Here is a 23,247-nt window from a genome sequence, read left to right as displayed (position 1 = left end):
CTGCGCTTGCTGTAAAAGCAATTTTGAAGCACCTATACTAGCTCGGGCACTCGTTTGAGATAATTAGAAATAATCTATCTCAACCATCGAAAAAATGAATCAAACGAAATGTTACCCCGCCAACTGAGCGTAACTGCTTTCAGACGTCACTCGGAATTCATTAATGTCGGCTTTAGGTGACTGTCCAAATAAACGGCTGTATTCACGGCTAAACTGAGATGGGCTTTCATAACCTACCTGATAGCAGGCGGTGCTGACATCGCTTCCTTCAAACAACATAATTCGCCGTGCCTCATCTAGTCGAAGCTTTTTCTGGAATTGAATGGGCGACATTGCAGTCACACTTTTAAATGCTTGATAAAAGGCGGATTCACTTAAATGTACAGCACCAGCTAGATCTTTAACGCGCAGCGGCTCGTGTAACCGGCGTTTGATAATATCGATGGCTTGAGCAATACGACTTGCCTGGGTGTCTATGAGGTTAAAATCTCGCAATAGACCCCCCAGCTCTCCGAGTAACAAACGATACATCAATTCGCGCCTAATTAAGGGAAACAGCACTTCCGCGTCATCGGGCTTTTCCAGTAATTCAGTTGCGCGCTCCAGTAACTGCAGCATTTCGCTGTCGACCTTGCCAACACATAGGCTACTTTGTGATTTTACCGTCGCTGGAATGCGGTCGCCCAGTAACAGAATTAATTCACGCAATTCGGCCGTGTCAAAATTAAAGCTTAAACCGATGTAGGGTTTATCCGGAGATGCCTGTGACACTCGACCAGAAACCGGCAACATGACCGGAATCAAAAGATAATTCATTTGCTCGTAAGTGACTTTGGTATTGCCGACCAGCAGCTCTTTTGCTCCTTGCAGCATAAAGCAAACAGCGGGGCGATAAATAATTGGGCGAGCCTGCGACGGATTACTGAGATGCATTAGTGAAATGTCAGCAATGGCGGTTTGCGTCAGGTCTTCTTTTGTAAGTAACGGAAGCAGTCGTTGTGTCAGGTCTGCCATTCGCCGGGCAAGGTACTGATCAGACATAATTGTAATCCTCGAGCTGTGGCTAAGTTCACCCTTTAAATGAGATTAATCAGTATAGGTGCGGGTGTTATGTTTCGACCAGTGAACGGCTCAAGGATTATAGTATTAGGCAAGTATTGCGGAGGATCTTACATGTCTTAGCTTGTTTTATCCTGCAAGATTACGCCTTCGGAAAGTTCTGCAGCACCATGTCGGCAACCGCATATAAGTCCTCAGTAGAGGCGCCGTTATTAGCCTGTACGCACATACCCTGTAGCACGGTACCAATATAAGAAGCCAGGTTAGCTGCATCGACATGCTGTGGCAAGTCGCCATCCTGTTGTGCCTGTTCAAAACGTTTCTCGAGTGCTTGCTGTCCTTCAAGTCTGCGCTTAACTAGTGCATCTTTAACGGTTGCTGAAGCTTCGCTACAAGATAACGCACCCTGGACAATGACACAGCCTTGAGGGTGATCAGCGTTCGCCATTCTGTCGGCAGCGCCGCGTAGCATGGCTTGCACCGCTAAGTAAGCCGTTTTCTGCTCCATTGCCGGATAAAAGAAGGCGTCAGGGCGCTTTTCGTAAAGGTCGATAGCCTGCAAAAACAGCTGTTCTTTATTGCCAAAAGCCGAGTAGAGGCTGGGTTTATTAATACCCATCACTTTTGTCAGGTCGCTCAATGAGGTGCCTTCGTAGCCATTACGCCAAAACAGTTCTAGCGCTTTGCCCAGTGCTTCTTCTTTATTAAAAGCACATGGTCGTCCGCGACAAACAGTTTGAGTTTTCGTTGTCATAGCTATACTCCTCATCGACACTTTAGCGCCCTTGCTGACACGCTCACATAGTAAACAGGCGGGCGAATACTGTCCAGCGATACTCTGTCTTATTCAGCTGCGGCAAAGACGCCGCAGGCATCAATGTAAAACAGGGTATTCGTATCGACTCTATAGAAATAGGCAAGTAGTCAGCAGTTTTCGGCACGCTAATTTCTACCTGCGCTAACTATACTTTACCTCGTATTAAAGGCGGCCTGTTTTTGGTTGCTTCAGTTGTTCTTACGTTGTTTTTCAGTATTTAGTTCAAAATAATCATCAATTTTACCGATCAGTACAAAATTCATTTGACAGCAACTCCGATTTCTATATTCTTACCGAACGGTACATAAATAGCTAGTTTTATTTGATGCTCGTTTCGCAGCATCTGGCAATAGTTTGGAGAGCAAGGCCATGAGTACGACAAACACTGTAAAAGTTCTTTTAGGAGGTATTGCTGCGCTGGTATTAGCCGCGTGCAGCAATCCGGAAGCTGCGGAAGAGACTGCGGCGCCGGCTGCACCGCAAGTTAGCGTAGCGCAGGTGGTTCATGAACGGATCACCGAATGGGATGAATTCACCGGCCGTTTGCAAGCGCCACAGACGGTTCAGTTGATACCGCGAGTTTCTGGTTATATTGAACAGGTGCACTTCAATGAAGGTGCTTTGGTCAATAAAGGGGATTTGCTGGTGCAAATTGACCCTCGTCCCTTCGCCACGGAAGTTGCTCGCTTAAAAGCTGAGTTGCAAAGTGCGCAAAGCGCTGCGGTTCAGGCGGAAAAGGAATATCGCCGGGCTGAAAAACTCAGTAGCCAGCGGGCAATTTCTGCTGAATTACTGGACAGTCGCTTGGCCCGTAAACAACAAACTGCGGCAACCGTGGCTTCGGTTGAAGCGGCACTTGAACGCGCTGAACTCGACTTAAGCTACACCCGCATTACTGCGCCCATTAGCGGCCGGGTATCTTATGCTCAGGTTACCGCTGGTAACTTTGTGAGCGCGGGACAAAGTCAAATTACCAGCCTGGTTTCAACCGAGAAGATGTATGCATACTTCGATGTAGACGAGCAGAGCTACCTCAAGTACGCCCGTCTGGCTGAAACAGGGAAACGGGCTGATACTCGCGACTCGACCTCGAACCCCGTTTATATGGCACTGGCTAACGACAGCAATTATCAGCACGTAGGCCGGGTCGATTTTGTCGATAACCGCATTGATGCGCAAACTGGCACCATCCGTATACGAGCCAGTTTCCCTAACGAGGATAACGACTTGTTACCCGGTCTATTTGCCCGAATTCGTTTGGTGGGCAGCGACTCTTATGAAGGCATTTTGATTGACGAAAAGGCCGTTGGAACCGACTTGAATAACAAGTTTGTGCTGGTGGTTAATAGTAATAACGAGCTGGAGTATCGGGCGATTGAGCTGGGTGAAAAAGTTAACGGGCTACGCATAGTGAGTAAAGGCTTAACGCCAACGGACAAAATTGTAGTGAACGGTTTGCAGCGAGTTAGAGCCAATATGCAAGTTGATCCTCAACTTGTACCAATGGCAAGCAGTGAGCAATTGGTCAGGTTACGTAAAGCACAACAGCTGCTGGACGAAGCCAATAACGAGCTGACTGCGCAGACATCGACAGAAGATAATCACGGTTAAGGGGCACTCAATGTTTTCTCAATTTTTCATCCGACGGCCCATTTTCGCCGCGGTTATCTCGCTGTTGTTCTTTATTACTGGTGCGATAGCGGTATGGCAGTTGCCAATTACCGAATACCCCGAAGTGGTGCCGCCAACGGTTGTAGTAACGGCTAACTATCCGGGCGCTAACCCCAAAGTCATAGCTGAGACTGTGGCCTCGCCACTGGAGCAGGAAATTAATGGTGTCGAGGACATGTTGTATATGTCCTCTCAGGCCACCTCGGATGGTCGTATGACATTAACCGTCACCTTTGCTATAGGTACGGACGTCAACTTAGCGCAAACTCAGGTGCAAAGCCGGGTAGAGCGGGCTAAACCGCGCCTGCCACAAGTGGTGCAACGTTTAGGTGTGGTGACCGAGAAGTCGTCGCCGAATTTAACCATGGTGGTGCATCTAACTTCACCGGATGATCGCTACGACATGCTGTACCTGTCGAATTATGCGAACTTAAATATCAAAGATGAACTGGCGCGCATAGAAGGCGTTGGGGCCGTCAGGTTATTTGGTGCTGGTGAATACAGCATGCGAATTTGGCTGGATCCAAATAAAGTCTCGGCGCTGGGTTTGTCTCCGGCGCAAATTACCGAGGCAATTCGTGAGCAAAACCAGCAGGCGGCAGCTGGCAGTTTGGGTTCTCAGCCAAGCGGTGACGCCGATTTTCAATTGCTGATCAACGTGAAAGGCCGTTTGACAGACGTCGAAGAGTTTGAAGATATTATTATCAAGGTGGGCGAGAACGGCGAAATCAGTCGCTTAAAAGATGTCGCCCGTGTTGAGCTTGGCGCTTCAACTTATGCATTGCGCTCATTGCTGAACAATAAAGACGCGGTAGCGCTTCCGATTTTCCAGGCGTCCGGCTCCAATGCCATTCAAATTTCTGACGATGTTCGCGCCAAAATGGCGGAATTGTCGAAAGGTTTTCCTGACGGTTTAACTTACGACATTGTGTATGACCCAACCGTTTTTGTACGCGGCTCTATTGATGCGGTAGTGAAAACTCTGCTTGAAGCCGTATTGCTTGTGGTACTGGTTGTGGTGCTGTTTCTGCAAACCTGGCGCGCCTCAATTATTCCTTTGGTCGCCGTGCCGGTGTCGCTGGTGGGTACTTTCGCCTTTATGCATATGCTTGGCTTTTCGTTAAATGCCTTGTCGCTGTTTGGGTTGGTGCTGGCCATTGGTATTGTGGTGGATGACGCCATTGTGGTGGTGGAAAACGTAGAGCGAAATATTAGCGAAGGTTTATCCCCCATTGCTGCCACACAAAAAGCCATGAAAGAAGTCACCGGTCCTATTGTTGCGACGACACTGGTGCTGGCAGCAGTGTTTATTCCAACCGCCTTCATGTCGGGCTTAACCGGGCAATTTTATAAACAGTTTGCTTTAACCATTACCATCTCTACCTTTATTTCAGCTATTAACTCATTAACACTAAGCCCGGCATTGGCGGCGCTTCTGTTAAAAGGCCATGGCGAGAAAAAAGACATACTGACCCGCGGCATGGACAAGCTGTTAGGCCGTTGGTTATTTGACCCCTTTAACCGCTTTTTTGCCCGTTTGTCTAAAGGTTACGGCTGGCTGGTTAAAAAAGTGATCCGCTATGGTGTCATTGTAGGCGTTCTTTATGTGGCTTTATTAGGGTTAACCGGTCTGCAGTTTGCGACGACTCCCACGGGTTATGTGCCGAGTCAGGATAAGCAATACCTGGTGGCCTTTGCCCAATTGCCGGATGCTGCTTCGCTGGATCGCACCGCTGCGGTGATTAAAGAAATGTCGAGTATTGCCTTGGATCATCCGGGTGTGGCGAACTCAATTGCTTTTCCGGGTCTGAGTATTAACGGTTTCACTAACAGCCCGAACTCCGGAATAGTGTTTGTATCGCTAACTGACTTTGATGAGCGAACGGATTCTTCAATGTCGGCTAATGCAATAGCGGGTGCATTGAACCAGAAGTTCGCCGCTATTGATGAAGCTTACATTGCGATATTCCCGCCGCCTCCGGTGCAGGGGTTAGGTACGATTGGTGGTTTTAGGCTGCAAATACAAGACCGTGCCAACCATGGTTACGAGGAGCTGTATAAGGTCAACATGGAGGTTATGCAAAAAGCCTGGGCGACGCCTGAGCTGACGGGTGTGTTTTCCAGCTATCAGGTAAATGTGCCGCAGTTGAATATCGATGTCGACCGTACTAAAGCTAAACAACAAGATGTGAGCCTGGATGAGGTATTTCAGACTTTGCAGGCTTACATGGGCTCAGTGTATGTGAATGACTTTAACCGCTTCGGCCGCACCTATCAGGTGAATATGCAGGCGGATGAGCAGTTTCGGCAGACGCCTGAGCAGATCAGTCAGCTGAAAGTGCGTAACGGCAGTGGTGAAATGGTTCCGTTGGGCTCGTTTATGAACATCACCAACACCGCAGGGCCGGATAGGGTAATGCACTATAACGGATTTACCACAGCGGAAATCAACGGAGGTCCGGCACCTGGCTATAGTACGGGTGAGGCGCAGGCAGCCATTGAAAAGATTCTGGCTGAAACGCTGCCGAACGGCATGACCTACGAGTGGACAGAACTGACTTACCAGCAAATTCTGGCCGGTAATGCGGGCATGTTCATTTATCCGCTGGTTATCTTGCTGGTCTTTATGGTGCTGGCTGCGCAGTACGAGAGCTTAACTTTGCCGTTGGCCATCATCCTGATTATTCCGATGACCCTGTTATCGGCGTTAAGCGGTGTGCTTATCTATGGCGGAGATAACAACATTCTTACCCAGATAGGCTTGATTGTGCTGGTGGGGCTGGCGACGAAGAATGCCATATTAATAGTCGAGTTCGCCAAAGAGTTGCAAGACCACGGTATGAGTACGATGGACGCGATTCTGGAAGCGGGTCGTTTGCGGTTGCGCCCGATACTGATGACGTCTATTGCCTTTATTATGGGCGTGGTGCCTATGGTCTTCTCCACCGGTGCCGGTGCTGAAATGCGTCAGGCTATGGGCGTTGCCGTATTCTCCGGCATGATAGGCGTCACCATTTTTGGTCTGATTCTAACGCCGCTGTTTTACTACATGTTGGCTAAACGCGGCGAGAAAAAATCGCTATCAGAGCCAACAGAAAGCTCTTCGGAGGAAAGTAACCATGCGTAATGCAGCAAAAATATCAACACTGGCTCTGCTCGTGGCGTCGCTAAGTGCCTGCTCTGCCGGACCGGATTATCAAAAGCCGGAGAAGGTAGAAAGCATTAACCTAAGTCAGCCCTATCAGCAGGCCGAGCAGGCTTTGAGCTGGTGGCAGGCGTTTGATGACGCCGAGCTTAATCAGTTGGTTGAACGTGCTCTGGCGGAGAACCGTACCCTGGCGCAAGCCAGGGCGAATGTCGACCGGGCCTATGCGGTATTTCGTGATGCCGACAACGATTCATGGCCGAAAGGGACGTTGGAAGCAGGTTATCAGGCAAGTGAAAACAATACTCTGTCGGCAGACGATGATGACGTTATTACCCGCGGGTACAGCAGCGGTGCCAACTTAAGCTGGGATCTGGATTTGTTTGGCAAGTTACGTCGTGCCAGTGAGGCGGCAGAGGCTCAGGCGCAGCAAGCAGATATTTTATGGCGCGACGCGCAAGTGCGACTGATTAGTCAGGTGGCAACCAGTTACGGCGAATACCGTGGAGCGCAGCTGCGTCTGAAAGTTGCCGAGGAAAACCTGGAAAACCTGCAGCAAAGTCGTGCCATAGTGCAGGCCAGATTAGAGGTCGGCATGGCCTCTGAGCTGGAGCTAGCGCAAATTGACGTGCAATTGCACCGGGTGAAAGCGTCAGTGCCCGCATACCGGGAAGCGCTATCGGCGGCGGATGCAACCTTGTCAGCATTGTTGGCATTAGAACCCGGCCAGTTAGAGTTGAGTGCTGAGCCGCAGTTGCCTGCGCTGAAGCGACCGGTAGCAGTAGTGAACGGTGAAAATTATTTGCGCCACCGGGCGGACGTGGCAAGTAGTGAGCGGTTACTCGCTGCTCGTACGGCAAATATTGGCGTGGCTACGGCAGACTTATATCCGAACCTGTCGGTGCGCGGTTTTCTGGGATTTTTATCCGGGCCCGGGCTAACACTGGGTAGCGAAACACAAAGCTGGTCTGTGGCACCAAGTTTAAGTTGGCAGGCTGCCGATTTAGGTTCGGTAAAAGCACGCATTCAGCAAGCCGAAGCCAGTGCACAAATGGCGTTGGCTCAGTTCGAGCAGCAGGTATTTGATGCCATTAACGAAATGCAGCTATCGCTTAACAGTTACAACCTGAGCCGCGAGCAGCAACTTAATACAGAGCAACAGTGGCAGGCCAGTAAAAAGGCCGTGGAAATTGCCCGCCAGCGATATGAAGCGGGTAGCAACGAGTTTCTGGATTTGCTTGATGCCGAACGCGAGTTGCTGAGCAGTCGCGACCAACTGGCGCAATTACAGCAACAGAGTTTTATTCGCTTAGTCGACATTTACCGGAACTTTGGCGGCGGTATTCAGTTAAGTGGAAATAAAATCTAGGTTGGTAAGTTCTATGTAAGTTAAGCGGATAGATGATGAAGACTCTTTAGCGTCTTTTGAAGGGAGTTTATTTATGCAATCTTTATTTTCTAAGGCCTGCAGTCTGCCGTTTCGGAGCCATCTATCTGCGCCAACAGTAGCTGCTTCATTACTGGTTTTTTGGGTGGCTTTCCCTGTTTCAGCTGAGCGGGTTACAGGGAAAGAAACGGCTGAATCATCTTGGGGACTGGGTGCAGGAGTATACAGTGAGCAGAAAGCTTATATAGATGTCGACCGTAAGAACCGGGTTGTTCCTATTCTGACCTTTGAAAACCAATACATTCGGTTAACAGGCCCAGAACTGGCGTTTAAGCTCCCGAGTTATGAGCTCAGTAATTTAGGCCGGTTCGATTTCAGCCTCGTCGGCAAGCTTGATATTAATGACTACGATGAGAGTGATACCCAAATTCTGGAGGGTATGGAAGATAGAGATGGCGGCTTTTGGGCTGGTGCGAGAGTAGAGTGGAAGAGCAGTTTAGTTGATGTTAGCGCTGAATTTGTGAGTGAAGTTGCCGGAGACAGCGAAGGCAGTCGCTTTAATCTGGGTATTGAAAAAACCTGGCACTTTGCTGAGAACTATACTTTCAGTCCGCGTGTTGAAGTCAAATGGCACGACGATAAATATGTTGATTACTACTATGGCGTTCAGGCAAACGAAGTGAATGCTGATCGATCTCTCTATAAGGGGGAAGCTGCTATCAATATAGAAGTCGGCGCGAGGGTCGGTTATATGATCAACCAAAAGCATTTTATGTTTCTGGATGCCAGTGTCACAAGTCTGGCAGAGGAAATAAAAGACAGTCCATTGGTTGACCGCTCAACCGAAAATAACGTGCTTCTTGGCTACATTTACAGATTCTGATGAACCGGGTTCTTTTGCTTGAAGATCATGAACGCTTAGCAAGGCTAATTGGTGAGGGTTTGTCCAATGCTGGCGTGGTTGTAGATGTATTCTGTCGCATTGACCACGCCATGGTTGCTATTAGTCAAATGCCTTACCAGGCGATGATTATTGATCGGGGCGTGCCTGATGGTGACGGGCTGTCATTGCTGCAAACTTTACGTGCGAATGGCAATGCTATGCCATGTTTGGTGCTGACCGCGCGGAATGCCCTGAATGACCGTGTCGAGGGATTGGATGCGGGCGCTGATGATTATCTTGCTAAACCTTTTGCGATGGAAGAGCTGGTGGCGCGTGTTAAAGCACTCTTGCGTCGCCCCTCTGAGTCTCGTTCTTTGGAACCCCGCTGTGGCGATTTAGTGCTGCGTCCGTCCAGTAGTTTGCTCTGTTGTAACGATAGATGTGAGATTCTGGCTCAAGCGGAAATGCAAATTATGTTGTCACTCATGCGCAAGCATGGAGAGCCTGTGCGGCACCGAGTTCTTGAAGCGGCAGGTTGGGGGTTCAGTGAAGCTGTGACTCCTAATGCACTGGATGTCGCTTTACATCGTATCCGCCGAAAGCTGCAGGTTATCGGTTCACAGCAGCGAATTGTCAATTTAAGAGGAGTGGGTTATGCGCTTCAGGACGATGGGACAGCTGAATAGTATTAGTGCAAAAGTCTTATTGGCTTTTGTTGTTGGCCTGATACTGAGCGTCAGCCTGATTATTATCGTATTTGTGACCGCATCGGTACTCAGAAACAATATATTTTCTGAAGTTGAGGTTCATGATTTTGCTCAGGAGTTAGTTGAAAGGCTGGTGTTCAATGCCGACGGTGTTCCAGTAAAAATTACTCTTGAGAACAAATATAACTGGGTATTTGAGAGCTTTAGGAGTGAGATTGCTTATCGGGTGTTGGATCAATCCGGAAACGTTTTGTTTTATTCTCCAGCAGGGGAAGAGTTCTGGTCTTCTGTTGATACTCGAAACTCATTGATGAACGGTTTTTTTCAGTTTGAGCGAGATGGCATCGTTGTTGATGCGGCGATTCATAGTATCGAGAATAACGGTAATAGATGGTTTGTTGAGGCAGCTGTCAGCAGACGGTTTGTGTATTTTGCCCATCACGCATTTGGCTTAAATTTCATAGAGAAAGGGCTAGTCTTGTTGTCATTGGTGCTATTTTTTGTATTTAGTGCCTGTGTTCATTTTATACTGAGCCATACCTTAAAACCGCTAAGGGAATTATCTGAATCGGCGGCTTTAATATCCCCACGCTCTTTGCAGAGCCGACTTGAAAATAAAAAGGTTCCGTCAGAGATAGCTCCTTTAGTAAATAGCTTTAATCACGCACTTGAACGATTAGAGCATGGTTATCGCGTGCAACAAGAATTTCTTGCCACTGCCGCACATGAATTGAAAACACCGCTAGCGTTAATTCATGCCCAACTCGAACTGACGCCCGAGACAGAAGAGCGGAACTGGTTACTTCGCGATGTGAACTATATGTCGCGTCAAGTTCAGCAACTGCTGCTTTTGGCCGAGGCCAGCGAGCAACAGAATTACCGAATCTGTATCGTCGATATGTATGAGGTAGCCATCGATGCATTATCTTATCTACAGCGTATAGCAGATGCTGAAAAGGTTAAACTGAATTTAATTAATCATGCCTCTGGAGTAAGTTTGCAAGCGGATAAAGGCGCTTTATTTACCTTATTGAAGAATCTGATTGAAAACGCAATTCAACATGCCGGTTCCGGCAAAGAAGTACGCATAGTGATTTATCCGGATAGAATTACCGTGCGTGACTGGGGGGATGGAGTCGACGAAACGCAGTTGTCCCAATTATTTAATCGTTTTTGGCGGGGGGAACATCGGCGAGAACTCGGTGCGGGGCTTGGTTTAGCAATATGTCGGGAAATAGCATTGAACCATGATTGGCTATTAACGGCTCAAAGAATGGAGCCCGGACTGTTATTTCAACTGCAATTTCGTCACGTCAAAAGTCAATTTCCTGGTGAAGAGTAATGCATAATTATTTATTGATTAATAGCAAAACGCTTTTAGCGAAACAATTCATGAAAATGATCCCATCGCTGGAAAGTGCAGTTTGGGAGCTCAATTTTACGGATGAATATCTTACTGAGGGAAAGAGTCACAAGAACCCGTATTTTAGTGTCTGCGATCCCAAAGATGACTGGAGTCTGAACTATGAATTTGAGAGGGCTTTTTTAGAATTTGGCTCTTTCGATGAAGTGATGCTATTCCCGGGAGACCTGAAGTTTGGCGCCATTGAAGCTATTCCTTCACGAATTATTGACGAACAGGTTTCCCGGCAAATCGTTTCTGTCATGCAAATATACCGAATACTGGCAGACAGACTAAGGTCACAAAAATCATGCCGCGTGACTCAATTTCTCTATGAAGAGTCTTACGAATTTAGTGCATTGTCGTCTTTGCCCATGGCAGTAAACGGGGCGCTTCGTGGACTCGTGAATGGTTTACGAAAAGAGTTTTCGGAGATTAACGTTGATATTGGCTTTAAAACGTTGAAACCCACTTATAAAGATTTTATCAACGGCGAGTACTCTTTTCTTAATGACCTGAAGCTCACTCATTACCAGCCATTAGTTAATCGACATTTAGAAGGCGTCGATAAGCTATTTGTAAATAGATAGTGCCGGGCGAACTTCGCCCGGCACAAGCCGCACCGATTATTTTCAATATGAACTAACCTTTCTGCTCCCGGGACTCAACATCCAGGTTGAAGTCGACGACTTTCGTTGCACCGCGATACCAGAGCTCAATACTTTCAGGCTGTCCGTAATAATAGAACACGTGCACCGGCTCGCCGTCTTCGCGCTCAAGTAGAATAACGTTTTCAAAGGGCTGCAGGTATTTTTGCTCTGCGTTCTTCGCGAAAATTCGGTTGCGAAGTTTTGTGTTCAACCGAGTGCCGTCCAGGGTTTCTTCGGGAGTAAACACGCTGTAGTCAACAACAAGTCGGTTGCCGTCTAAGCGCATACCGTCGGGTAAATTGTCGGCACTGTAGCTTTTTTTGACAATATCCGGTGCCGTTAATACCGGAATGCGGGCTTCGATACGGGCGGGCGGCTCCGGCATATACTCAGGGGTATACGCGAAGCCATATGTGGTGAAACTGAATACATCATCTTTGTCGCGTGTTAACTCAATGGTTTCGTCTGCATCATCGAAAAATTTCACCATTTCGGTCAGTATCACTCGCTTAAATTCTGGCTCTAAGTTGAAGTGGTAGCGGTCTGAACTGCTGATAAAAAGCTGGCTTTGTACCGGCGGGTATTTCAGATAGATCCGTTCTGTGTGTTGATATTCCGGAAGGTGCCGACTTTTTTCATAGCGAATATCAATAAGCTGTTTCATTTGTTCTTCGGTTAAATCGACTCGTCGTTTTGGCCTTTCATCATAAACTGGGCCTTCCAGGTCGATATCAGGCAAAGTGCTTAAATCAATCTCATCACTATTGCCTTGCTGACCAAGGAAATGAATTGGAATTTCAATTTTGTGGGTTACTTTATCGCGGGTTTTCTTGCGCGGCAGCAAAGTCACTCGTGCGGTAGCCACCGGCCCCATGAAAGAAAAGGCTTTATGCAGAACGCGGCCTTCGCCTACGGAAAGTTTGTCATGTAAGTTATTGCCCTCGGTGCGCACGGTTTCTGCATCAACTTCGCCTCGCAGGGCCCGCTCTATAATTTCGTCAAGCCATTCACCCATTCGTTCGTGATAATCAGACTGCAGTGTCGTATCCATTCGCAGTTGAAGTTCGCGCTCTGTCGGAGAGAGGGCTTCGCCGATAATGTCTTCGTCTCGCAGCGGCATTGCCTGGTCATCCGGTACTTCAATTTTTATGTCGTAGTTAAAATCACCGACCTTAACCAGAGTGACAGAGTATCCGCGCTGCTCAAGAGTTTTGCCTACCTCGCTTGCTTTAAACTCGAACTGAAGCACATCTTTTGGTAACTCAGTTTCAACGTCGCCGAGCAGTTTAACGGGTTGTGGGTCGTCTTCGGTACGCGGCTCTTTAAAATAAAAGCGTTCCGGGTCGTAACGAATTTCATCGGTTTGGGCAACCCAGTCTAATAGGTCGGGTAGGGCTTTAACGTCTCCGTTATCCATAACTACCTGGGTAAACTGCAGCTGACTTCTAAAGGGAAAAGCAAAAGGTTCACGGACATGAAACCACTGACCCTCGCGTGAAGCGGTGGAAGCCACAAAATTGTTACGGTAAATATCCAGAAGCTTTTGTGGGCTCTCGTAGTCTTTTAGTCGTTTAAAGCGGTCGGCGGTGTAGGGGCGACCTAAAGGGCCAATATAAGAAGCCTTGAAAGGCTCAACATAAAAGTACTGCGCAGGTTTTTCATCGAATTTTATCGTTCTGTAAATGTTCCGGTGGGCTATAAACTCCTCGCCTTCCAGAGCTTCAAACAGAGCTTTATCTTCAATGGTTTGGATTTTTTCCTTACGCTCTTTTCTCTTTTGCTGTAACTCAGCCAAAGCCGCTTCTTTTTGCTCCACACTCAGTACCTCTCTTGCTGAATAACTGCCGTTACTGTTGCAGCTCAGCGTAATAACGCCCGCTGAAAGCGCACCAATAAGCAACAAAATTCCTTTTTTATTCATAACAGTACCTAATCTGTTTTACTGATGGCTGTACCAGCTGGCGCTAAAAATTCTGCTCGTTTAAAGCATGGTCTCTAAGGGTACCTGTTAAAGCGCACAATTTTAAGTTAAGGATTTGTAAAAACATAGGCTAGCGGTGGGTTTTACCCGTTAACCGGCTGATGAGCGCTATAGAGTTGTCGTATACTGGCAAATATGAGACTACTGCTACAAAAATAGACCGGAGATAACTATGCTGAAGTTGAAAACGATACTCATCAGTTTTGTATTGTGTTTATTGAGTACCTCCGCGCAGGCTGAAATTCTCTACAAGGTGACAAAAGAAGACCAGACCATTTGGGTATACGGCACGCTGCATGCGGCCAAAAAAGACGCCATAATCCTGTCTGAAACGGCAAAGAGTGCGCTTAAAAACAGCGAAACGGTATGGTTTGAAGTGCATCCTGAAAAGTTAGGAAGTGCTCAGTCCTTGTTTATGCAGCATGCCCGCCGCTCCGAGGGTAAGTTATCTGACACGGTTGACAGTGATACCTGGCAGCAGCTCACTACGTTGGCAGAAAAGTATGGTATGAACGCCAGTGCGCTAGAACCGCTCAATGCCTGGTTTGCACAAATTGTCATTGTTTCGCAAGCCATTGCGCAATCGGGTTACACCGCCGAAGGTGGCTCTGAAGGAAAGCTGTTTGAGTTGGCAAAAAGCTCGGACATACCAGTTAAAGGACTCGAAACCGTTGAGCGACAAATTGATGCATTACGGGCGGCTCAAAGTGAATCTGGTGAGGGTGAATTGCTGGAGCAGACGCTTGCGGAAGTGGAAAAAATTGAAGAGGTTTTTGCCGATATCCAGAAGACCTGGCTCGAGGGCGATTTGGATAAACTCACCCGCTACTTAAACCAGAACCTACCTCCGAAGGCGTTAGACGAGCTGATCACGAAACGTAACAATGAATGGATAACAAAGCTCGCTAAGGTAAATGAGTCTGATACCGTATTCGTGGCCGTTGGGGCGGGGCACCTTGGTGGCCAGCAAGGCGTGCTTGAGCAACTTGAAAAGCAGGGCGCTGATATTCAAAAAATGTAGGAAATAGCCGTCATTAAAGCTGGTTAACGACGTAATCAAACTGTCATTTAAAGTCAGTACTATTGCCTGTTCGAAAATATAACGCTGAGCTTGTTAAGCCAGAGGTTTCAGAACGGGGAAGACGGCATGACCACGAAAGAGAAAAAGCTGAAGATTGACATTTCAGGTGTTGATCCAATTTGTAATAAGTCAAAAGGTGATGACTTTTACGATGTGGTGAACCGTCAGTTAAGCCGGCGCTCTTTCCTTAAAGGTGGTCTTGGCGTTGCCGTCAGCTCCTTTATGTTGTCGCCTTTAATGGCGGGTTGTACGTCCTCTAAAGGCTCTGCCAGTTCATCCGCGGGGCTTGGTTTTCAGGCCGTTGCCGGCAATCGAACCGATGTTGTTGATGTACCCGTTGGGTATCGTGCTCAGCCTTTTCTGCCCTGGGGTACGCCACTTGTACCAGGTGCCGGCGAGTTTAAAACTGACGCTAGCAATTCGGCGTTAGATCAGGCACGGCAAGTTGGCTCGCATCACGACGGTATGCATTTTTTTCCCATAGACGTGAAAGAAGGTGGCGCTTCCTCGAAAGAAGGGCTGCTGGTGATGAACCATGAATACGTTGATCCACAAATTCTGCACGCTAGTTTTTCCCCTAACGCACCACGTCCGCAGCAGGAAGTGCTGAAAGAGATGATGGCACATGGTGTGTCAGTGGCTCATATTATTCGTAAACCGGATGGAGAATGGCAGCTGATTGAAGGCAGCCCCTACAACCGCCGAATTACCGCTAGTACCCCAATGCAAATGAGCGGTCCCGTTGCCGGTCATGACAAGCTGATAACCCGCTTTAGCCCTGAAGGCACCAAGACTCGCGGAACCATTAATAACTGTTCGCATGGCCATACGCCCTGGGGCACTTATTTAACCTGCGAAGAAAATTGGGCGGGCTGTTTCATGAACGATGACGAGACTCATCCTCGTGAGCATGAAAGGTACGGTGTGAACCGCGAGAACAGCCGTTACTACTGGGAAACGGCAACGCCGGGTCTTGATGAAACTGAGCGCTTTAATGCCTCTTCTACCGGAGCTTCGGCCGCGGAAGACTACCGGAATGAACCGAACCACTTTGGCTGGATTGTTGAAATAGACCCTTTCAACGCTAAAAGCACACCGGTTAAACGAAGCATGCTCGGTCGCTTTGCTCATGAAGGTATTGTGTTTGCTCCGGCAGTGGAAGGAGAGCCGCTTGTGGCTTATTCCGGCGACGATTCGCGCTTTGAATATATTTATAAGTTTGTTTCGGCGAAACCTTATTACAAAGCAACTGCTTCAGGCGATTTGCTGAATGAAGGTACGCTGTATGTTGCGCACTTTAATGATGACGGAACTGGTCGCTGGCTGCCGTTAGATATTGAAAACTCAGAGTTTCAGGCAAAGGTTCGCGAAGCGGGCGTTGAGTTCCATTCTCAGGCCGATGTGCTGTTAAATACTCGGCTTGCGGCCGACGTTATGGGTGCTACGAAAATGGATCGCCCGGAATGGGGAGCGGTTCACCCAACGACCAAAGAAGTCTACTTCAGCTTAACCAATAACACCCGCCGCACCGAAGTGCAGACAAATGCCATGAACCCGCGTGCAGAAAACGCTTACGGTCATATTGTGCGCTGGAGCGAAGACAAGCAGCAAAGTGCTGAGTCCTTTCACTGGGACATTTTCTTAATGGGCGGTGAAGCGGGTACTCACACCCCGAATGCCGAAGGAAATGATGTGACTTTAACGTCCGACAACCAGTTCGCCTGCCCGGACGGCCTGTGGTTTGATTATAGAGGCACGCTCTGGATCCAAACGGACATGAGTGGCGAGCTATTAAGTCAGGGTAGTTTTGGTAATAACGGCATGTACGCTGCGAACCCGGAATCTGGCGAGTTGAAGCGCTTTTTGGTGGGGCCTGTGGATTGCGAAATTACCGGGGTGGTTACCACGCCCGATGGCAAAACCATGTTCGTGAATGTTCAGCACCCTGGTGACCGACTGGCGCCGGGTAAGTTCAGCAGTAGCTGGCCTGCCGGTAACGGTGCGCGTCCGCGCTCAGCCACGGTTATTATTACTCGTGAAGACGGCGGGGTAGTAGGAGCCTGAAATAGCCAGCCGATCAGTTAAGCTGATCGGCTGACACTATTAACACCGCTGGTTTTAATAACGGTTACACCGTCACGTTCAGGCGTACGTCGATGTTATTACGCGTCGCGTTTGAGTAAGGGCACACCTGGTGTGCTTTTTCAGCAAGAGATTCCGCTTCGTCCTGGATCATGCCCGGCAAATGAATGTTCAGAGTGGTATCAATGCCAAACCCGCCTTCAATCTGACCAATACCTACTTCGGCTTTAACTTCAGTGTCTTTGGGCAGTTTGACTTTTTCCTGACCCGCAGCGAACTTCAGTGCGCCGATAAAACAGGCTGAATAACCTGCCGCAAACAATTGCTCCGGGTTGGTACCGTCGCCGCCTGCGCCACCCAGTTCTTTAGGCGTTGTCAGTTTTACTTTCAGTTGGCCGTCGTCAGACTCTGACTGACCATCGCGTCCGCCGGTTGATGTTGCTACAGCTTTGTACAGAATATCCATAACGATTACCTTACTAGTTGGTGTGTTGGGAACTAACACACATAATGTTAGTGCAATAATAGTTATCGCGATAACAGTATTTTCCGAACAGTATTATCGATATTTTCGATACATTTGATTTGGTTAGCGGTTGGGCTTGTCTTGTAACTGCGCCCGCAGTGATTCAAGGGTTTGTTTTAAGGCAAGGGCTTCATTAGGCTCAAGCTGAGTGGCACAGAAAACCTGCTCCGGAACATCGCAGGCAGACTGTTCCAGTTGACGGCCTTGTTCGGTGAGGTATAAATGCAGTTGACGCTCATCGTCGGTATTGCGCTTTCGGGTTATTAGCCCGCGTTGCTCCAGCCGCTTAATAACCGGGCTTAACGCCCCTTTTTCCTGAAACAACTTGTGGCTTATTTCAGTAATGGTTACGCCATCGCGCTCCCATAAAAGCAGTAAAATAAGGTATTGCGGATAGGTCAAATCAAGCTTTGAGAGCAGAGGCTTGTAGAGCTTATTCATTGCTAGAGAGGTTGAGTACAACGCAAAGCAAAGCTGGTTATCCAGCCTGAGCGCTTTATTACTGTTATTGTCTGTCATGCGTTGCTCCTGTGTCGTTTGTCTCAATGATACGCAAAGTCAGCTTACAAACAAAGTTTAGGGTTTGTAGTTAAATCAGTTAATGTATTATAGTAATACAAATTAACTTTGTGCGAATTAAGTTCGGGGTAGTCTCTAAAGCTATTTCCCGAATACCTAAAACCAGGAACCATGCTATATGCCGAATAAATTAATGACTATGCTCGGGGGCTTTGTGCTGGCTGCTTCAGCTATTGGCTCTGCTGTGGCCGGAAACCCTATTATTAAAGAACATTTTACCGCCGACCCGGCAACCCTAGTTCATGACGGTGTGGTCTATCTGTATGTAGGCCATGACGAAGCTAAAGAAGACGGCGATTTTTTTGTCCTTCGCGAGTGGTCTATCTATTCGTCAGATAACTTAAAGGACTGGACGTTGGAAGGCGCCTTTCCCCGCACTGAATTTGACTGGGCAAAAGGCGATACCGCCTGGGCGGCCCAGGCGACTGAACGAGACGGTAAGTTTTACTGGTATGTGACTGTACTAAACGATGACCCCGATCCGAAAAAGCAAGGTTTTGCGATAGGAGTGGCGGTGTCGGATGACCCGGTTAATGGCTGGAAAGACGCAATAGGCGGGCCACTGATAACGCCGGATATGACCGAGTCTCCTGAATTTATGGCACCGGAGCCGTGGGACAATATCGACCCGACAGTATTTATTGATGACGACGGACAAGCGTATTTGTATTGGGGAAATACCCACCTCTACTATGCACGTCTGAAAGACAATATGATCGAACTGGACAGTGAAATTCATAAAGTTGATATCAATAACATGCCGGGTACCTTCACTGAGGCGCCGTGGCTGCATAAATACCAGGATAAATATTACCTGACATTTGCAATGAACTACCCTGAAGAGCTGGCGTATGCGGTCAGTGATTCGCCTGAAGGACCGTGGGAATATCAGGGGCTGATAATGGATGTGCTGCCCGATAGCGGAACTAGCCATCAGGCAGTGCTTGAGTTTGAAGAACAGTGGTATTTGGTTTATCACACCGCCGCGCTGCCAACGGGTGGGAACTACCGCCGTTCGGTTTCGATAGAGCATCTTGAGTATGATGAAGACGGCAGCATCCTGAAAATCACGCCAACGGCGTCGGGTATTCACTACGACGCGAAACAGTTGCAGGCCTTTTCAAATAAAGAGTTTTTGACTTATCAGGGTGAAGGTGACGTTGTTGTTGCTGGTGAGAAAGAAAACTATAGCCAGCTGTGGCATCTGCAGTCGTTACGCGGTGAAAAGAATACCGTTTCGTTCCAGCCTGAAGCGTCACCTGGCTTCTACCTTGTCTCGGAAAATGGCGAATTAACCGTGAGCAAGCACGATGGCACAGACCGTTTTATCGCCAACGCGACCTTTAAGCAGGTTGAAGGCCTGGCCAATAGTGAGTGGTCTTCTTATCATTTGGTTGATAAGCCAGAGGTCTATCTGGTGTTGCATGAAGGTAGCCTGAAGCTTAGTAAAGCTTCGTCTGATATTGAAAAAGAGGCGGCGACCTTCCGAGCCTCGGCACCTTGAATATGAGAAAAAGAGTCCCATGTTTTCCTTAATAAGCCGTGCGTTTATAGTTTTTCTATGTCGCACGGGTATTCAGAAAAAAGGAGCAGCTTATGCACATTGATCTGAACGGAAAACACGCCATTATTACTGGCTCTACAGCAGGTATTGGCTTTGCAATTGCCGAGGGGCTCGCCAAGGCTGGTGCTAATGTTGTGATCACCGGGCGTACTCAACAACGGGTTGATGAAGCCATCGCCAAGATTAAAAAAGTGGCTCCTGATGCTGGTATTGAAGGTGTCGCAGCCGATCTTGGAACCGCTGAAGGTTGCAAAACTCTGACTGAGCAGCAACCAGACACCGATATTTTGGTTAATAATGTCGGTATTTTCGGGCCCGAGGACTTCTTTGAGGTGGACGATGATACCTGGCAGCAGTTTTTCGATGTGAACGTGATGAGTGCGGTGAGACTCTCGCGCCATTATGCGAAAGGCATGAAGGAGCGAGACTGGGGTCGTATTCAGTTTATATCGAGTGAATCGGGCATTAATATTCCGAGTGAAATGGTGCATTACGGCATGACAAAATCAGCGCTGTTGTCTATTTCTCGAGGGTTGGCGAAAGTACTTAGTGGCACTCAAGTGACAGTTAACGCCATACTGCCCGGTCCTACACGCTCAGAAGGCGTGCTTAAAATGCTTAAGGATATGGCCGAGGAAGAGGGCGTCTCTCAGGACAAAATAGAATCCCGCTTTGTTCAGGAGAACCGCCCCTCGTCCATTATCCAGCGCTTAGCAACACCTGAAGAGGTCGCTAATATGAGTGTTTACGTGGCATCGCCGCAGGCCAGCGCCACTACCGGCGCAGCGTTGCGAGTCGAAGGCGGTATTGTCGATACCTTAACCTAGCGTTCAGGCCGCGTTGTTATAGGCGCGGCGACGCCGACGGAAGCGACTTAAGCGAGCTGGCTGAGCATCCGATAATGTGTACTTCATCAGCGACAGCTCGCCGTCGTGGTTTTCAAACAGAGCGGTGCAATTTTCCACCCAGTCACCCGTGTTGGCGTACAGTAAGCCGTCTGACTCGACTAGTTCCGGGTGATGAATGTGCCCACAAACAATACCGTCTAAACCGCGCTTTTTAGTTTCGCGGAATGAGGCTGCCCGATAGCGGCCAATGACTTCTTCGGCTTTACCAATTTGGCTTTTCACGTAGGCCGACAATGACCAGTAATTGTGGCCAAACAGGTTGCGAATGCGGTTTGTTGTTCGGTTAAGCCACAGTAAGAAGTCATAAAGATGGTCGCCGACAAAAGACAGCCAGCGACTGTGGCAGGTTTCTGCATCAAACGCGTCACCGTGCATCACCAACAACCGCTTGTTGTCCGCGGTAGTATGAATAGCCTGACGTTGAATACGAATACTGGCCACATCCGGATGGCGATATTTACGCATAACTTCATCATGGTTGCCTGGAATGTAGATAACTTCGACACCGTTACGTGCCATAGCCAGTATTTGCTGAAGTACCTGATGGTGCCGATCCGGCCAAAATATCTGCCGTTTCATTGCCCAAAAGTCGACAATGTCGCCAACCAGATACAACCGTTCAACATCAACGCGTTTGAGTAAGTGAAGCAGAAATTCGGCTTTGCAGTCTCTGGAGCCAAGGTGTACGTCGGAAATAAACAAAGTTCGGGCGTTCAAGCGAGCCTGAGGCATAACGATCTCCCACTGTGGGTTTCGTCCATACTCCTCTGCTTAAATGAACCGCCGTTGACAGTTCATTTAAGCTTTTGTGACATCGGTTAACTCGTTACACTTTGTATCGTTTCAGTTGGTCATCAACCTGCTGAATCAAGCCGCTGAGCGTATTACTGGAGCTGGCGGTCTCTTCTGCCTGTTCGGCGACGTTTGTACTTTGCTCTTTAAGTCGCTCTAAGCGTACACTGACATCAGAGGATACGGCGTTTTGTTCCTCGGCGGCACTTGCCACCTGAGCGTTTTGGCTCGTAATATTTTCAACCGCCTGACTCACTGTGTTGCTCATTCCCGACACTTCTTCTACAGCTGAAAGGCTTTGCTGTGACTGCTCGGCCTGAGCCACAATGACGCCGCCAACGGCTTCGACACCATCGTGCAGACTACGTAATAAATGAGCGATGTCTTCCGTGGATTTCTGCGTTCTCGACGCCAAAGCTCTGACTTCATCTGCAACGACGGCAAAGCCTCGTCCGGCTTCTCCGGCCCGCGCCGCTTCTATAGCCGCGTTCAGAGCCAGCAAATTAGTTTGCTCTGCCACCGCATTTATCACTTCCATAACACGCGCGATATCATCAGAAGCTTTGGTCAGTGAAGCGAGCTCCTGTTGTGCTCGTTCCGATTCCTTGGCTAAACCAACCTGTTGTTTGCGCAACTGGTTAATCATGTCCTGCATTGATTGAACCTGCTGGCTAATCTCTACTGCCGATGTTTCGGCTAAACTGGTGTTGTCGGCCACGTTACGTGCCGTTGTGGCAAGTTCATGTACCGCCGCTGAAATGGTTTCAACTTCCATAGCCTGCTCGCCGGCAAGCTCATCGGAGTGGCGTGCTATCTGAGCCAATTTAGCCGACTCGTCGTGTGACTGCTTACTCAAAGTAGCCACCGACGCTATGGTTAAGCGCATACGCTCAAGCAAAGCATCGAACTGGCGTGCCATATCCCCAAGCTCGTCGGGAGAGTCAGAGTTCATGCGCTGAAGCAAGTCACCTTCTTCTTCAACAATACGGCGTATCATCGAATTCATGCGGTTTATACGCTTAAGTACAACGCTGTGAACCAGCCATAAAATCAAGCCCAGCAGGAGCAGGCCGGATACGATAATAATGACACTCATCTTAACGGCTTGCTCGAGCACCAGAGCATGTATTTCATCCTCATCCACGCCAACTAAAACGTCATACCGCCAGTTGGGGAAAGGAGTCTCTGAAATTTGCCAGTCAGACGTATTTCCGTCGACAATACGGGTAATTTCATCGGGGGTCAGATGCGTTGAGTGCAAGCGAATAGTGCCGCGATCGTCCCTCAGGGCAACGAAACCATTCTCTAAAACGCGTTCCTCTGCAATGTAGTGTTTTAACTCTTCAAAACTGGCTAGGTAGCCAACATATAAAATACCAATTACTCGGTTTGCACTGTTTATAATGGGTTGATACGCCGTAATGTACGATTGACCGAGAATGTTGACCTGACCCCGGTAGGTTTCGCCGCGCATAACAGTTTGGTATGCCTGAGTTGAACTATCTAAGCGGGTGCCCGTAGCGCGATTACCTTGTGAGTTCTGCACATTGGTGGTAATACGAATAAACTCGTCGCCGTTACGCGAAAATATCGTTGCGGTTCCACCCTGAAGCCGACTCTGGAGATCAACCAGCTCGGTACTGTTGGCCAGTGGTTTACCGTCTAATAAAAGGTCTGGTACAGTTTGTTCGCCTACTCGCGTCGTATCGCCCACACTGAGTCCGCCGCGGGTATTTACTAAATGATTCAATACCGACAAGCTGGCATCTACCTCATCACGCATTAAGCGATCGGTGATAGTCAGCATATCTTGAACGGTGCTGGCAATTAGTGCCGTTTCATTATCAAGATCGGCTCTTATCTTATTACTCGTTTGAGTGGCCGCAACGATAACTGCAAGGACTGTAAGAGAAAGGATACTGAGGCTGAGCCATAAGCTCATACGTTTGAGAATAGTCATATTTTAAAGGGCCACTAATGTTAGTGGCGCAATCCTATGTTAGAGCCTGAGTG

General features: G+C 48.4%; 18 protein-coding genes. 11 read left to right on the top strand and 7 right to left on the bottom strand.

The genetic code is table 11. The annotated features are described in order from the left end of the window. Positions 1–111: 111 nt before the first annotated feature. Positions 112–1,041, bottom strand: coding sequence for an AraC family transcriptional regulator (locus tag NJR55_RS01670; RefSeq protein WP_253617280.1), 930 nt, complete (start codon positions 1,039–1,041; stop codon positions 112–114). Between the two features lie 160 nt (positions 1,042–1,201). Then, a complete protein-coding gene (locus NJR55_RS01665) occupies positions 1,202–1,813 on the bottom strand; it encodes a TetR/AcrR family transcriptional regulator (RefSeq protein ID WP_253617278.1) in 612 nt (203 codons plus the stop codon). A gap of 432 nt (positions 1,814–2,245) precedes the next feature. Between NJR55_RS01665 and NJR55_RS01660 the strand changes: the two genes are divergently transcribed. The 7 genes from NJR55_RS01660 to NJR55_RS01630 all read left to right on the top strand — a co-directional run bounded on the left by NJR55_RS01660 (position 2,246) and on the right by NJR55_RS01630 (position 11,661). Then, positions 2,246–3,487 carry an efflux RND transporter periplasmic adaptor subunit gene (locus tag NJR55_RS01660; RefSeq protein WP_253617276.1) on the top strand — a complete coding sequence of 414 codons (1,242 nt, stop codon included), beginning with the start codon at positions 2,246–2,248 and terminating at the stop codon, positions 3,485–3,487. Positions 3,488–3,497: 10 nt separating this feature from the next. Further along, the gene (locus tag NJR55_RS01655; RefSeq protein ID WP_253617274.1) at positions 3,498–6,674 is read left to right on the top strand and encodes an efflux RND transporter permease subunit; all 3,177 of its coding nucleotides are present in this window, start codon (positions 3,498–3,500) and stop codon (positions 6,672–6,674) included. Beyond that, positions 6,667–8,061 carry an efflux transporter outer membrane subunit gene (locus NJR55_RS01650; protein WP_253617272.1) on the top strand — a complete coding sequence of 465 codons (1,395 nt, stop codon included), beginning with the start codon at positions 6,667–6,669 and terminating at the stop codon, positions 8,059–8,061. The genes NJR55_RS01655 and NJR55_RS01650 overlap by 8 nt, the downstream gene beginning before the upstream one ends. 73 nt (positions 8,062–8,134) lie before the next feature. Then, a complete protein-coding gene (locus NJR55_RS01645; protein ID WP_253617270.1) occupies positions 8,135–8,962 on the top strand; it encodes a MipA/OmpV family protein in 828 nt (275 codons plus the stop codon). After that, complete coding sequence (locus NJR55_RS01640; protein ID WP_253617268.1) at positions 8,962–9,648, top strand: response regulator transcription factor; 687 nt, start codon at positions 8,962–8,964, stop codon at positions 9,646–9,648. Before NJR55_RS01645 ends, NJR55_RS01640 begins: the two co-directional genes overlap by 1 nt. Beyond that, entirely contained in the window at positions 9,617–11,011 is a 1,395-nt protein-coding gene (locus tag NJR55_RS01635; protein WP_253617267.1) for an ATP-binding protein, read from the top strand. The genes NJR55_RS01640 and NJR55_RS01635 overlap by 32 nt, the downstream gene beginning before the upstream one ends. Positions 11,012–11,061: 50 nt before the next feature. Beyond that, the gene (locus NJR55_RS01630; RefSeq protein ID WP_253617265.1) at positions 11,062–11,661 is read left to right on the top strand and encodes a Rossmann-fold NAD(P)-binding domain-containing protein; all 600 of its coding nucleotides are present in this window, start codon (positions 11,062–11,064) and stop codon (positions 11,659–11,661) included. Between the two features lie 52 nt (positions 11,662–11,713). Here NJR55_RS01630 and NJR55_RS01625 read toward each other — a convergent pair whose 3' ends face one another. Then, positions 11,714–13,642 (bottom strand): hypothetical protein, encoded by a 1,929-nt coding sequence (locus NJR55_RS01625; protein ID WP_253617263.1) that lies wholly within the window; start codon positions 13,640–13,642, stop codon positions 11,714–11,716. A gap of 232 nt (positions 13,643–13,874) precedes the next feature. Here NJR55_RS01625 and NJR55_RS01620 point away from each other — a divergent pair, with 232 nt between their 5' ends. Next, the gene (locus NJR55_RS01620) at positions 13,875–14,723 is read left to right on the top strand and encodes a TraB/GumN family protein (RefSeq protein WP_253617261.1); all 849 of its coding nucleotides are present in this window, start codon (positions 13,875–13,877) and stop codon (positions 14,721–14,723) included. Positions 14,724–14,849: 126 nt separating this feature from the next. Next, positions 14,850–16,847 carry a PhoX family protein gene (locus NJR55_RS01615; protein ID WP_253617259.1) on the top strand — a complete coding sequence of 666 codons (1,998 nt, stop codon included), beginning with the start codon at positions 14,850–14,852 and terminating at the stop codon, positions 16,845–16,847. A 64-nt stretch (positions 16,848–16,911) separates the two neighbouring features. On the opposite strand, the gene NJR55_RS01610 is transcribed toward NJR55_RS01615, so the two are convergent. Both NJR55_RS01610 and NJR55_RS01605 read right to left on the bottom strand, forming a co-directional pair. Next, positions 16,912–17,331: an organic hydroperoxide resistance protein gene (locus NJR55_RS01610; RefSeq protein WP_253617257.1), complete on the bottom strand. Its 420-nt coding sequence runs from the start codon at positions 17,329–17,331 to the stop codon at positions 16,912–16,914. Positions 17,332–17,454: 123 nt separating this feature from the next. After that, positions 17,455–17,910 (bottom strand): MarR family winged helix-turn-helix transcriptional regulator, encoded by a 456-nt coding sequence (locus tag NJR55_RS01605; protein ID WP_253617256.1) that lies wholly within the window; start codon positions 17,908–17,910, stop codon positions 17,455–17,457. Positions 17,911–18,088: 178 nt separating this feature from the next. Here NJR55_RS01605 and NJR55_RS01600 point away from each other — a divergent pair, with 178 nt between their 5' ends. Beyond that, positions 18,089–19,474: a family 43 glycosylhydrolase gene (locus tag NJR55_RS01600; protein ID WP_253617255.1), complete on the top strand. Its 1,386-nt coding sequence runs from the start codon at positions 18,089–18,091 to the stop codon at positions 19,472–19,474. A gap of 92 nt (positions 19,475–19,566) precedes the next feature. Continuing rightward, complete coding sequence (locus NJR55_RS01595) at positions 19,567–20,361, top strand: SDR family NAD(P)-dependent oxidoreductase (RefSeq protein WP_253617254.1); 795 nt, start codon at positions 19,567–19,569, stop codon at positions 20,359–20,361. 3 nt (positions 20,362–20,364) lie between these two features. Here NJR55_RS01595 and NJR55_RS01590 read toward each other — a convergent pair whose 3' ends face one another. Both NJR55_RS01590 and NJR55_RS01585 read right to left on the bottom strand, forming a co-directional pair. Then, a complete protein-coding gene (locus NJR55_RS01590; protein WP_253617253.1) occupies positions 20,365–21,174 on the bottom strand; it encodes a UDP-2,3-diacylglucosamine diphosphatase in 810 nt (269 codons plus the stop codon). 94 nt (positions 21,175–21,268) lie between these two features. After that, the gene (locus NJR55_RS01585) at positions 21,269–23,176 is read right to left on the bottom strand and encodes a methyl-accepting chemotaxis protein (RefSeq protein WP_253617252.1); all 1,908 of its coding nucleotides are present in this window, start codon (positions 23,174–23,176) and stop codon (positions 21,269–21,271) included. Positions 23,177–23,247 lie beyond the last annotated feature (71 nt).

The organism is Idiomarina rhizosphaerae (assembly GCF_024159085.1).
In the GTDB taxonomy this organism is placed as follows: Bacteria; Pseudomonadota; Gammaproteobacteria; order Enterobacterales; family Alteromonadaceae; genus Idiomarina; species Idiomarina rhizosphaerae.
This window is presented reverse-complemented; position numbering and strand designations above follow the sequence as displayed.